The following is a 12,103-nucleotide window of genomic DNA, read 5'->3' on the forward strand; positions in this document are numbered from 1 at the left end:
AATCTCATTTCCCAAAATGATTTTCAGCACTGAAATCAGTTCGGTACGCTTCAACGAAAATGGCGGCTATCGAACGATAACCGCCATATCCAAGACCTGTAAATCCGTGCTGCCACTGAACGCCAGCGGCAGAGCGTCGACTAAAGCGCCGCCAGTCGCGAAGCCGCCGTCTTGTCGGAAGCCTTCTGCATACCAGAGTCGCGGTCATAAACGTCGCCGTAATACCGAATCTGGCCATTCGCATCCGGCCATGCCGTGAAATAGGAAATATAGACCGGCACGGGCTCCGGCACCTTAATGCCACGCTCGTTCTTGCCGAAATATTTCTCCAGATCGCCAACGGGCTTGCCAAGCACGGCGGCAGCCATGTCGCGCGGACGTTCCAGACGAATGCAGCCATGGCTCAGCGCACGCATATCGCGGCTGAAATAGGACTTTGCCGGTGTGTCATGCATGTAGATATCATGTTCGTTCGGGAACAGAATCTTCAGCTCGCCCAATGCGTTGTCCAGGCTCGGCTTCTGACGGATGCCGACATGTGCCTTGCCCGATGCCACAGCGCTCCAGTTGACGGCGCTTGCCGAAACCTTCTTGCCGCCGACATAAACTTCATAGCCATTCCGGTCGAGATAGCTGGTGTCGCGCATCACCTTGGGCAGCATTTCGTTCAGAATAATCGAACGCGGCACACCCCAGGACGGGTTGAACACAACCGTCTGAACCTTGTTGTAGAAGAAGTAGGTCTGGTGGGTCGGCGAGCCGATCACCACATTCATGCCGAGCTTTTCCTGACCGCCTTCGAAATATTCGGCACGGTAGGCAGGCTGGTTGACCATCACATAGCGTGTGCCAAAATCATGCGGCAGCCAGCGCAGGCGTTCCATGGAATAGAGAATGCGGTCACGCTTGACCGATGATTGCTCCCCCTGCAACGCGGAAATCGTGTTGCGTCCAATAACGCCATCGGGCGCGCTGCCGGAAAGCTTCTGATAGTCCTTGATCGCAGAAACCAGTTCCGGATCGTAAAGGCTCGTATCGGCATGAGCCTGCAAGACATCGCGGTGCTTTTCCAGATAGACGGCAGGTGCATGTTTGGTAATGAGCGCGACGATCTTGGCCAACTGATCACTGCTGTCACCCGGACGAATAGCGCCATCGAGAGACACACGAACGGGTTCACCCGTTGGCGCGTCCGTCTCGGACAAAGCCTGCTTCAAAGCCGCATATTGCGCATTGTCGGGCTGGAACCCGTGCAGATAAGCGGACGGATCAGCTTCATCCGCCAGTTTGGCCAGCACAGCTTTCGGATCGACGCGATCACGCGGCAGATCATGGAAACCGCTCAGGCGGTCGGCGATTACACGTCCCTCGCCCGCATCCATCGCATAGCGCAGCGCACGGGCCGACATGCGAACTTCAAACTCGGCCAGCTTCTGCTGACGATCTTCGTTCTGCGCCGGATCGAAATTGTCAGACGGGATCGTTACCGCATATTCATCGGCGTTGAGACCGTCTTCGCCTGCACGTGCGAAAAAGGCTGCAACGGCCTTGGCACGATCAAGCACCTTGCCGTCTGCCGACCACATGAAAGAGCGGTTGGTCGAATAATAGGAAACGATCGCTTCCGCGATTGGTTTTTCCGCCTTCACATCGACTGACTTCAAATAATCCATCGCGGCATCGAAAGCGCGATTGCCAGCCGTTTCGCTCGCCTCTGGCGCCTTTTCCACGCGGATCGGTGACATGCCGGATGTCAGCGGATCAACAGCCGTTGTTGGAGCCGTTGCAGCCGTAACCTGCATGTCGAGCGCCGTGAAATCGATCTTGATCAGCGTTTCCGGCTTGTAATCATAGATTTCCGGTCCCTTGACCGTCACACGCTGTGCTGGAGGCGCGATGCGCGTTGGTGCCTTTGGCGCAGCCGCGGCTGCAGCGCGGGGAGCGACGGCGGCGGGCGGAAGCGGAGCAACAGGCTGCTCGGCCTGCTGACGGCGCTGCTGGAACAGCTCGAAAAGTGAATTCGCTGCCTGCGCCTGCGTAACAGGGAACAAGGCTGATGCAGCCAGAGCCAGTACCATCGCTTTGCGGATATAAGACCCGCTCGTGCGAATTTCCTTTGCATCCATCTGCGCGCGCCGAGAAAACTGCATTTCAACCGCCAAAGTTAGCATGTCCGCCAAAAGGCGAATCCGTCTCAATCATTTCGCGTAGATTTTATGAATCTCGTATAGAAAGTTTTAACGCTAACGCCACTTCTTTCAATTTCTTGCTCTAAATTAATCACAAAACTTTGAGGGAGACGTATTAAAGCAACATGTGGCCTGCAACGGTCGGCCCGTGTTTATCCCATTGCGCAATGTGCCGCAGTGGCTTCCGCTTCTCATCGCGCTAAAAGCCCCTCAGAATTTATCCCGAACGCTACCCAGCAATCCGGGTTGAGCAACATAACGTGCAGGCGGCGATCTCGCGATTTCCGGCCAGCGCGGCAGGCAAGCAAGCGAGGTACCACGATGGCAGAAGCAAGCGCCGCCGATCTTTTTCCTCTTGGCGAAGACACCACCCCTTATCGCAAACTGACCTCCGACTTTGTTTCGGTCGATACGTTCAAAGGCCAGGAAATCCTGACCGTCGACCCGGAAGGTCTGCGTCTTCTTTCTGAAGCGGCATTTGCCGACATCAACCATCTGCTGCGCCCGGGACACCTCCAGCAGCTTGCCAAGATCATGGAAGACCCGGAAGCGACCGACAACGACCGCTTTGTGGCCTATGACCTTCTGAAAAACGCCAATATCGCCGCCGGTGGCGTCCTGCCGATGTGTCAGGATACCGGCACCGCGATCATCATGGGCAAGAAGGGCCGTCGCGTCTGGACCGAAGGCGGCGATGCTGATGCGCTCGGCAGCGGCGTGCTCGACGCCTATAACAAGAAGAACCTGCGTTATTCGCAGCTCGCACCGCTGTCGATGTTCGAGGAAAAAAATACCAAGAACAACCTGCCTGCGCAGATCGACATCTATGAAGAAGGCGAAGACGCCTACAAATTCCTGTTCGTGGCAAAAGGCGGCGGTTCGGCCAACAAGACGTTCCTATATCAGGGTACGCCTTCGCTCTTGACCCATGACCGGATGATCGACTTCCTCAAGGACAAGATCCTGAGCCTTGGCACTGCGGCCTGCCCGCCTTACCATCTGGCAATTGTCATCGGCGGCACATCAGCCGAGATGAACCTCAAGACCGTCAAGCTTGCCTCCACGCGCTATCTCGATAGCCTGCCGACGGAAGGTTCTGAAACCGGCCATGCTTTCCGCGATCTGGAAATGGAAGCTGAAATCCACAAGCTGACCCAGTCGCTGGGCGTCGGCGCACAGTTCGGCGGCAAGTATTTCTGCCATGACGTGCGCGTTATCCGCCTGCCGCGCCATGGCGCATCGTTGCCAATCGGCATCGGCGTTTCCTGCTCGGCAGATCGTCAGGCCAAGGGCAAGATCACCAAGGAAGGCATCTTCCTGGAGCAGCTGGAGACCAATCCGGCGCAATATATGCCGGATATCGACGAAGAAAAGCTGTCGTCGCATGTGGTGAAGATCGATCTCAACCAGCCAATGGCCGAGATCCTGAAAGAACTGTCCAAGCACCCCGTCAAAACACAGCTTTCGCTGACCGGCCCGATCATTGTCGCTCGCGATCTGGCGCATGCGAAAATTCGCGAGCGGCTGGAAAACGGCGAAACAATGCCGGATTATTTCAAGAACCACCCGATCTATTACGCTGGTCCAGCCAAGACGCCTGCCGGTTATGCATCCGGTTCGTTCGGCCCAACCACGGCAGGCCGTATGGATTCCTATGTCGACCAGTTCCAGTCGTTCGGCGGCTCTATGGTGATGCTCGCCAAGGGTAACCGTTCGCGTCAGGTTCGCGAAGCCTGTGGAAGCCATGGCGGTTTCTATCTCGGCTCCATCGGTGGCCCGGCTGCCCGTCTGGCGCAGGACTGCATCAAGAAAGTTGAAGTGGTCGAATATCCGGAACTGGGCATGGAAGCCATCTGGCGGATCGAAGTGGAAGATTTCCCTGCTTTCATCGTCATCGACGACAAGGGCAATGATTTCTTCAAGGAACTCAATCTGGGCTGATCTGGCCCGATTGATCTCCGAAACGAATAAGGGCGGCTGTTAGAGCCGCCCTTTTTGTATCAGGCATTCGCTCCGCCATCGGCGGTCAGCGTGGCACCCGTCACGAAACGCGACTCGGGACCGGCAAGCCATGCCACCAGATTTGCGATATCATCCGGCGAGCCATAGCTGCCCGTCGCGATACGCTCCAGCTGCGGGCCAGAGTGATCGCCGCCAGCAGGGTTCATATCCGTATTGGTAGATCCCGGCTGCACGACATTGACCGTAACGCCCTTGGGGCCAAGATCGCGGGCAAGCCCCTTCGTCAGACCAATCAATGCCGATTTGCTGGCGGCATAGAGGCTAATGCCCGGCCAAGCGACAAGATCAGCCAGATTAGAGCCTATGGTGACGATGCGTCCACCCTCGCCCAGATGCCGCGAAGCTGCGGATATAGCCGCGAACACCGCACGGAAATTAACCGCCATAACCTCATCGAAATCCGCAAGCGTCACCTGATCCAGCGGCGCGGCTTTCCAGATGCCAGCGCTATTGACCAGAATATCCAGACGACCCAGCTCTTTGACCGTCGCTTCAATCGTGGCAGCAATTTCATCGGCGTCACAGTTATCCGCCTTGAATGCGACTGCTCGACCACCTTCGGCAGTGATCGCCGATACGACTGCGTCGGCTTTGTCCTTCGAGCTTACATAGGTGATTGCAACGCTTGCACCGTCTTTCGCCAGTCGTCGCGCAATCGCGGCGCCGATACCGCGACTACCGCCGGTTACGAAGGCCACTTTTCCATCCAAAGGCTTTCCAGACATGAAGGCATCCTTTTCTGTATCGATTGATACATAATAGGTGTCAGGCTTGCCGAATATCGTCAAGAGGTTTATTTAACGATCAATACAAAAAGGAGATTGGCGTGTCGGAACGCGGAAGACCTCGCAATTTTGACCGGGAACAGGCATTGCGCGCTGCGATGTATGTTTTTTGGGAAAAAGGCTTTGACGGTGCATCGCTGTCGGACCTGACAGCCGCGATGGGCATCAATGCGCCCAGCCTTTATGCCGCCTTTGGCAGCAAGGAGGGGCTCTATATGGATGCCCTGTCGCTCTATTCGAACGAGGTCGGCACCGATATCTGGACGCAACTGGAAGAAACGCCTGACGTGAAGCAGGCATTTGAACGGTTTTTGATTGTGAGCGCCGAGACTTTCTCGGTCACCGACAAGCCACGTGGATGCCTGATCGCGCTGGATGCGCTTAACCGTACCCAATCCAGCCAGAATGTCTGCAATGTCCTGAAGGAACGCCGCAACAACAATATTGAGGTGCTGCGCATCCGCCTTCAGCGCAGTATCGATGAAGGTACCCTGCCCGCGACTATCGACACAAGCGCTATCGCCACCTTTTACGCGACGGTGCAGAACGGCATGTCCATCCTCGCCCGCGACGGTGGTAGCGCTGAAAGTCTGGTCGCCGCGGCGCATGGTGCCATGGCGGCATGGGACAGGCTTACCGCCGCGTGACCGGTTTCTGCCCCTATGCCACAGCCCGCAAAGGCACGGGGCCACTCACATAATCTGCAATTTTTCCGGCCACATCGGGGCTGGCTATGATCCGTCGGTGCCCAAGACCATCAGCCCAGTGCAGCCGGACATGAGACCCCGCTTTGGCAACCATTTCCGCACAGCGCGCTGGAACTTCCTTGTCGTCGCGCGCATGAATAACCAGCGTCGGGATCGACAATCGGCGCAGATGCACATCGGTATCGAAATCATGGATCGGTCGCGCGGCAATTTGCTGAACTGTGTCCTTCATCGCCTGACGCACATCAGCGTTCAGGCGAAGTACCTTTCCGAACCCTTCGAAAACGCCATTCATGGAATGCGGTGACGCAATCGTGACCAGCTTGGCGGGACGCCGCTCGCGATAGCAGCCAAGCGGCCCCGCCGCCGCATTGACCACGACCGCGCCACCGAAGGAATGCCCCACCATGGCGTAGAACGGCCCATATTGACGCCATGCGGCATCCACAGCCGCGATAGCCTGAACGAAATGCAATTCGCGTCCCGCCGAAGCGCCGTGTCCTGGCAGATCGAGGGCGACCACCCGCTCACCGCGCGCGACCAGCGCGCTGACGATGGCCATCATATCCGCACTGCGCGAACCCCAGCCATGCACGACGAGCGATGTGCGGGCATTGTGTCGGTCCACGCCTGCGGGTTCGAACAAATAGGTTGCCACAACGCCCCGATCGATAATCAGATCGAGCCTTTTGGCCTTGAGCAACTCTTCGCTCGTCTGTTGCAACTTTTCCGCATAGGCTTTCGTCTTCGGCTTGCGGCTGGGTGTGCGGCAGAAAATCTTGAACGCCGCGCGACCGGCACGTTCCGGCGCGATGTGTCCAAGCACGCCCAGACCGAATCGCGTAACCTGAAGAGATAACGTTGCCATAGCGGGGCCTCAATCATGTTCAATCCTGAACAAATAATTGTACAAGAATGAACAAAATGCAAGACAAGATGCAAAAGCTGCCGTGGGATAATCCGCGCTTCAAAAACTGGATTGCTGTTGCGAGAGCTGGCAAGGCGGTTGAACGTGCGCTGGCACAGGGGCTTGCGCCATTCGATCTGAAGATCGCCGACCTTGATGTGTTGATGAATATTTATCGCCATCCGGGCGAATCGCAGCACGATCTCGCCCGTAGAATTCTGGTTGGGCGGTCCAACATCACGATGTTGCTGCCCAAGCTGGAGAATCGCGGGCTGCTGATGCGCACCGGCGATGCGACCGACAAACGTATCATCCGCTTAACCCTCACACAGGATGGCGAAAAGCTGCTCAGTGAAGCGCTGGCGGTCTATAGCGAGTTGATCGACCGCGTCATGGCACATTCCACCGCATCGCAATGCAACGCTATGGGCGACATGATGCGACGCATCGCGGAAATGCTGGAGAAAGAATGAGGCGTGATTAAAGCATTTCCAGCAAAAGTGCGAAGCGGTTTTGCGTAGGATAATGCGTGAAAACAAATGGATAGAGCGGTTTCGACGATTCCGTAAAAACGGGAACCGCTCTAGCGGTCGCGCTTGAGCCCTTTTTCGGCCAGTTCGTCGAGATAAGTCTGCCAAAGCGTCTCTTTTTCGGTGCCGAGCTTATGCAGATAGGTCCAGGAAAACAGGCCGGTATCGTGCATGTCGTCAAAGGTGATACGCACCGCGTAATTGCCCACCGGCTCGACCTTGATGATCTCGACATTGCGCTTGCCGCCAACCGTAATGCGCTGTTCGGGCGAATGGCCCTGCACTTCTGCCGATGGAGAAAGCACGCGCAGCAGCTCTGCGGTCAGTTCAAATCGCTCGCCGCTGTCAAAAGCCACCGTCAGCAATTTGTGGTCGCTGGAAACGCGCAGTTCGGTCGGCCAGACGTCGCTCATTGCTGTTCTCCATATCAAAGCGCGCTCCGCAATCGTCGGAGCTTGCATGTGATAGGCCGCATGTCAAAATACCGCAAGTGCGTTGAAACTGCTTCAGCCCCGCAAAACTGGACAAGGCGAAGCGGAAGTCCTATTTCATAAGAGCAGGAGGATACTGCGTCGTACCTTATGGAAACAATGGCTTCACAGATGAGAACCTTGCAGGCACAGCCCTTTGTTTCCCCGACCGGACCGATGATCGATCCTTTCGGGCGGACGGTCAGTTATTTGCGCGTTTCGGTGACGGATCGTTGTGATTTCCGCTGCACCTATTGCATGGCGGAGCATATGACCTTCCTTCCCAAGAAGGATCTGCTGACGCTGGAAGAGCTGGAACGGCTCTGCACTGTGTTCATCGACAAGGGCGTGCGCAAGCTGCGCCTGACTGGCGGTGAACCATTGGTGCGCAAGAACATCATGCATCTGATCCGTGGGCTCTCTCGCCATCTGGCATCCGGAGCGCTGGAAGAACTAACGCTGACCACCAATGGCTCGCAGCTTTCGCGTTTTGCCGGAGAACTGGCTGACTGCGGCATCAAGCGCATTAATGTCTCCCTCGATACGCTCAACCCCGAAAAGTTTCACGAGATTACTCGCTGGGGCGATCTTGCCCGTGTACTTGAGGGTATCGATGCCGCGCAGAAGGCAGGCATCCGCGTGAAGATCAATGCTGTTGCCCTGAAAGATTTCAACGAATTCGAAATTCCGGACCTTATCCGCTGGGCCCATGGCCGCGATATGGATATGACACTGATCGAAACCATGCCGATGGGTGAAATCGAATTCGACCGCACTGACCAGTATCTGCCGTTGTCGCGGGTGCGCAGCGACTTGTCTGGTCAGTTCACGATGAACGATATCCCCTATCGCACCGGCGGCCCTGCCCGCTATGTCACGATTGAAGAAACCGGCGGACGTCTTGGCTTCATCACGCCGTTGACCCATAATTTTTGCGAAAGTTGCAACCGTGTTCGCCTCACCTGTACCGGCATGCTCTATATGTGCCTCGGCCAGAATGATGATGCCGATCTTCGCAAGGCGCTACGTGAGAGCGACAGCGATGCATTCCTGAGCCAGGCTATCGACGAGGCTATTTCGCGCAAGCCTAAGGGCCATGATTTCATCATCGACCGCGATCATAACCGGCCAGCTGTGGCGCGCCATATGAGCCTGACCGGCGGATAAAGCGCATTTATACTTTTGAGTGAAAATACTCGCAAATAATTGTCGCGAAATAAACTTTAACACGGTATTGGATTCTAAACTGGATTCTATACCGTGCTGCAGTCAGAGAATTTCCGCGCAAGTATATATATGCTTCTCGCCATGGGTGTTTTCACCATCGGGGACAGCATCACCAAATTCCTTCTCACGGAAATGAACAGCGGTCAGTATATGCTGATCCGCGGCGTCTTCGCGACGTTGATGATCGGCTTTCTGGCCTGGCGACACGGCGCCTTGCGCAAACTTTCTCTCGAACGGATGACGGTCCTGCGCGTGCTGGGCGAAGTGGTTGCGACAGTCACTTACATCGTCTCGCTCGGCCATCTTTCGCAGGCCTTCTGCTCTGCTGTGTTTCAGGCAACACCCTTGGTGGTGACGCTTGGAGCCGCGATCTTTCTCAAGGAGAAAGTCGGCTGGCGGCGCTGGGCCTGTATTCTGATGGGCTTTGTCGGCGTCCTCATCATCATCCGCCCCGGTTCAGCCGGTGCGGCAAGTTTCGCCGCTGTGGCCGTCTTGCTGGCGAGCGTCGGCTTTGCGGCACTACGTGACATTGCCACACGCCGCGTACCGGCCCATGTGCCAACGCTTTATCTTTCCACGCTGACCGCCGGCGCGATTGCCATAACCGGAAGCGTGCTGACTGTCCCCATGGGCGGATGGCAGCCTATCGGCCTTATTCCTGTTGCCGCCATGCTCTGCGCGGCCGTGCTGTTGCTAATCGGATATCACTTCATCATTCTGGCCATGCGTGAAGGTGAAGTGTCCTTCGTCTCTCCGTTTCGCTATTCCAGCCTGCTTTGGGCGATAGGCTTGAGCATAGCGGTCTTTGGCGAAGCGCCGGATAGCTATACAATCATTGGCTCTGTCATGGTCGTCGGAAGCGGTATCTACATGGTCTATCGCGAAAACGCGCTGAAGAAGCGTGAGAAGAACAAGAGCACACTGGCTTCCATTCCAACTGGTCTCGGACCGAAATAATGGTCGATCAGTCAGATATCGCCGGTGCGATCATTGCCGGTGGATTGTCGAGCCGGATGCGCGAAGGCGGAATTGCGGGAGACAAGTTCCTGCAGGTTCTGGGTTCGGACACCATCATCGCCGAAGTTGCCTCGCGGCTGAAACCGCAGGTGGGGCCGCTCTTCATCAATGCCAATGGCGACCCGTCGCGGCTGGCCAGCCTCGGCTCGGCCATTGTTGCTGATATCCCGGCAGAGCATGGTGGCCCTCTGCCGGGCATTCTCACCGCGCTCATCCATGCAAAAGATTCGCTATGGCTGCTGACCGCAGCGGCTGACACGCCGTTTCTGCCTGCTGATCTTGGAAAGAGGCTCCTTGAATGCCAAAGACAGACTGGCAAGGACATCATCCTTGCCAGTTCTTCCGGGCATGTTCATCCCATTTTTGGCCTGTGGCGCACGCAATTGGCGGACCGACTGAAAGACTGGCTTTCGACAGCGGAGAAAGCCAGTGTTCTGGCATTCGCACGCGATGTTGATTTCGAGATGGTAGACTTTCCGCTTGTAACGACCAAGGATCGTTCGGAAACCTATGATCCATTCTTCAATATCAACCGGCCCGATGACCTTGTCGAAGCCCGGCGATTGAATCGACTGAACGGAGATATGCCATGACGCAAAAGCTTTTCGGCATTACGGGCTGGAAGAATTCCGGCAAGACCACCCTGACCGAAAAGCTTGTGCGCTGCCTGACCAAACGCGGCTACCGCATCGCGACAATCAAACATGCGCACCACAATTTCGACATCGATCACGAAGGCACCGATTCATGGCGGCATCGCAAAGCGGGCGCAGCAGAAGTCGCCATCGTTTCAGACCGCCGCTTCGCCATCATGCATGAAAATCTCGACGGGCCGGAAATCTCGCTGCAAGACATCGCGGACAAGCTTGCGCCCTGCGATCTGATTCTCGTCGAAGGCTATAAACGTGAGCCGCACAAGAAAATCGAGCTACGCCGAACTGGCAGTCACGACGGCCCACCGCTCGCCGAAAACGACCCAAGCATCGTCGCGATTGCAACCAATTATCCACAACCGGGCTTGAGCCTGCCGGTCTTCGATATCAATATGGTCGATGAAATTACCGATTTCATCCAAAATGAAATGGCGCTTTGAGCAATTCCCTACCACTTTCCGCCAAAACGTCAGCTTTCACTATTTTGCTGCCACTTTCGGCGGAATACGCTGTGAATTCAGCAATAATTATACGCAAAATTATTACGCAAGCCATCTTGCCTTCCGGTGAAAAGTGGTGGGAATATTGCGATCATGTTGGAGGGCGGCGGCGAAGATGCGAAAAATTATTGCGCAGCCTCTGCTGAACCATCTATTGGTAGCGGCGGGAGGAATGTCTATCGATCGATAATCCTCAATTATAAATTGCAATTGCACGACAAATGGCTGACCAGAACAATAATCAGGGAACCAGCCAGAGTAAACGAGAGGACTAAATATGCGCGTATTGAAGCGTATCGTAGTAGCAGCTTCGGTTGCGACCATTGCAACCATGGCTGGCGGATTGGCCATCGGCGCCGCAAATGCCCAGGAGCCTTTGAAGCTCACCATCGCCACGGAAGGCGCCTATCCCCCCTTCAATTTCATCAAGCCGGACGGCACCCTGTCGGGATTTGACGTGGATATCGCGAAAGCGCTTTGCGATGAAATGAAGGCGCAATGTACCTTCATCACCCAGGAATGGGATGGCGCAATTCCAGCACTTCAGGCTGGCAAGTTCGACGCCTTTATCGCTTCCATGTCCATCACCGATGAACGCAAGAAGCAGGTCGATTTCTCGGGCAAATACTACAATACGCCTCCGGGCATCGTCGCTCCCAAGGATAGCGATATCAAGGGTGTGACCAAGGAAGATCTCGCCGGCAAGACGATCGGCGTTCAGGTTTCCACCACCCATGCCAATTACTCGGAAAAGACCTTTACCGACAGCACGATCAAGGCCTACCCAACCGCTGAGGAATATCGTCTCGATCTGGCCAATGGCCGTCTCGATGCCGCCAATGACGATAGCGTCACGCTGGGTGAATGGCTGAAGACCCCGGATGGCGCATGCTGCAAGATGGTCGGCACCTTCCCGCCAGTTGTTGAAATTCACGGTCCCGGCGCAGGCGTTGCCTTCAAGAAGGGCCGCCCGGAACTGGTTGAAAAGTTCAACGCAGCTATCAAGGCGATCCGTGCCAACGGAAAGTACAAGGAAATCAACGATAAGTACTTTGAGTTCGACGCTTACGGCGCCGAGAACTAAGTTTCTTTGAAG

General features: G+C 55.9%; 12 protein-coding genes. 8 read left to right on the plus strand and 4 right to left on the minus strand.

Translation table 11 applies throughout. From position 1 onward, the window contains the following. Nucleotides 1-140: 140 nt before the first annotated feature. Nucleotides 141-2,126 (minus strand): L,D-transpeptidase family protein, encoded by a 1,986-nt coding sequence (locus tag ACTJKP_RS21065; protein WP_440632052.1) that lies wholly within the window; start codon nt 2,124-2,126, stop codon nt 141-143. Between the two features lie 384 nt (nt 2,127-2,510). Between ACTJKP_RS21065 and ACTJKP_RS21070 the strand changes: the two genes are divergently transcribed. Beyond that, complete coding sequence (locus ACTJKP_RS21070; protein WP_440632033.1) at nt 2,511-4,130, plus strand: fumarate hydratase; 1,620 nt, start codon at nt 2,511-2,513, stop codon at nt 4,128-4,130. A gap of 59 nt (nt 4,131-4,189) precedes the next feature. On the opposite strand, the gene ACTJKP_RS21075 is transcribed toward ACTJKP_RS21070, so the two are convergent. Then, the gene (locus tag ACTJKP_RS21075) at nt 4,190-4,936 is read right to left on the minus strand and encodes a 3-oxoacyl-ACP reductase family protein (protein WP_440632034.1); all 747 of its coding nucleotides are present in this window, start codon (nt 4,934-4,936) and stop codon (nt 4,190-4,192) included. A 101-nt stretch (nt 4,937-5,037) separates the two neighbouring features. On the opposite strand from ACTJKP_RS21075, the gene ACTJKP_RS21080 reads away from it, so the two are divergent. Then, nucleotides 5,038-5,643, plus strand: a complete 606-nt coding sequence (locus ACTJKP_RS21080; protein WP_440632035.1) for a TetR/AcrR family transcriptional regulator — start codon at nt 5,038-5,040, stop codon at nt 5,641-5,643. A gap of 13 nt (nt 5,644-5,656) precedes the next feature. On the opposite strand, the gene ACTJKP_RS21085 is transcribed toward ACTJKP_RS21080, so the two are convergent. Further along, entirely contained in the window at nt 5,657-6,571 is a 915-nt protein-coding gene (locus tag ACTJKP_RS21085) for an alpha/beta fold hydrolase (RefSeq protein WP_440632036.1), read from the minus strand. A gap of 47 nt (nt 6,572-6,618) precedes the next feature. Between ACTJKP_RS21085 and ACTJKP_RS21090 the strand changes: the two genes are divergently transcribed. Continuing rightward, a complete protein-coding gene (locus tag ACTJKP_RS21090; protein WP_440632037.1) occupies nt 6,619-7,083 on the plus strand; it encodes a MarR family winged helix-turn-helix transcriptional regulator in 465 nt (154 codons plus the stop codon). A gap of 110 nt (nt 7,084-7,193) precedes the next feature. Here ACTJKP_RS21090 and ACTJKP_RS21095 read toward each other — a convergent pair whose 3' ends face one another. Further along, entirely contained in the window at nt 7,194-7,553 is a 360-nt protein-coding gene (locus ACTJKP_RS21095; RefSeq protein WP_440632038.1) for a gamma-butyrobetaine hydroxylase-like domain-containing protein, read from the minus strand. 189 nt (nt 7,554-7,742) lie between these two features. Here ACTJKP_RS21095 and moaA point away from each other — a divergent pair, with 189 nt between their 5' ends. The 5 genes from moaA (at nt 7,743) to ACTJKP_RS21120 (ending at nt 12,091) form a co-directional block, all read left to right on the plus strand. Then, nucleotides 7,743-8,777 (plus strand): GTP 3',8-cyclase MoaA, encoded by a 1,035-nt coding sequence (moaA, locus tag ACTJKP_RS21100; RefSeq protein ID WP_440632053.1) that lies wholly within the window; start codon nt 7,743-7,745, stop codon nt 8,775-8,777. 129 nt (nt 8,778-8,906) lie between these two features. Next, nucleotides 8,907-9,794, plus strand: a complete 888-nt coding sequence (locus ACTJKP_RS21105) for a DMT family transporter (protein ID WP_440632054.1) — start codon at nt 8,907-8,909, stop codon at nt 9,792-9,794. Beyond that, nucleotides 9,794-10,447, plus strand: coding sequence for a molybdenum cofactor guanylyltransferase MobA (gene mobA, locus ACTJKP_RS21110; protein WP_440632039.1), 654 nt, complete (start codon nt 9,794-9,796; stop codon nt 10,445-10,447). The genes ACTJKP_RS21105 and mobA overlap by 1 nt, the downstream gene beginning before the upstream one ends. Next, nucleotides 10,444-10,947 (plus strand): molybdopterin-guanine dinucleotide biosynthesis protein B, encoded by a 504-nt coding sequence (gene mobB, locus ACTJKP_RS21115; protein WP_440632040.1) that lies wholly within the window; start codon nt 10,444-10,446, stop codon nt 10,945-10,947. The genes mobA and mobB overlap by 4 nt, the downstream gene beginning before the upstream one ends. Before the next feature lie 337 nt (nt 10,948-11,284). Then, complete coding sequence (locus ACTJKP_RS21120) at nt 11,285-12,091, plus strand: ABC transporter substrate-binding protein (protein WP_440632041.1); 807 nt, start codon at nt 11,285-11,287, stop codon at nt 12,089-12,091. Nucleotides 12,092-12,103 lie beyond the last annotated feature (12 nt).

The sequence above is a fragment of the Brucella sp. 22210 genome, assembly GCF_052045675.1.
Classification (GTDB): Bacteria; Pseudomonadota; Alphaproteobacteria; order Rhizobiales; family Rhizobiaceae; genus Brucella.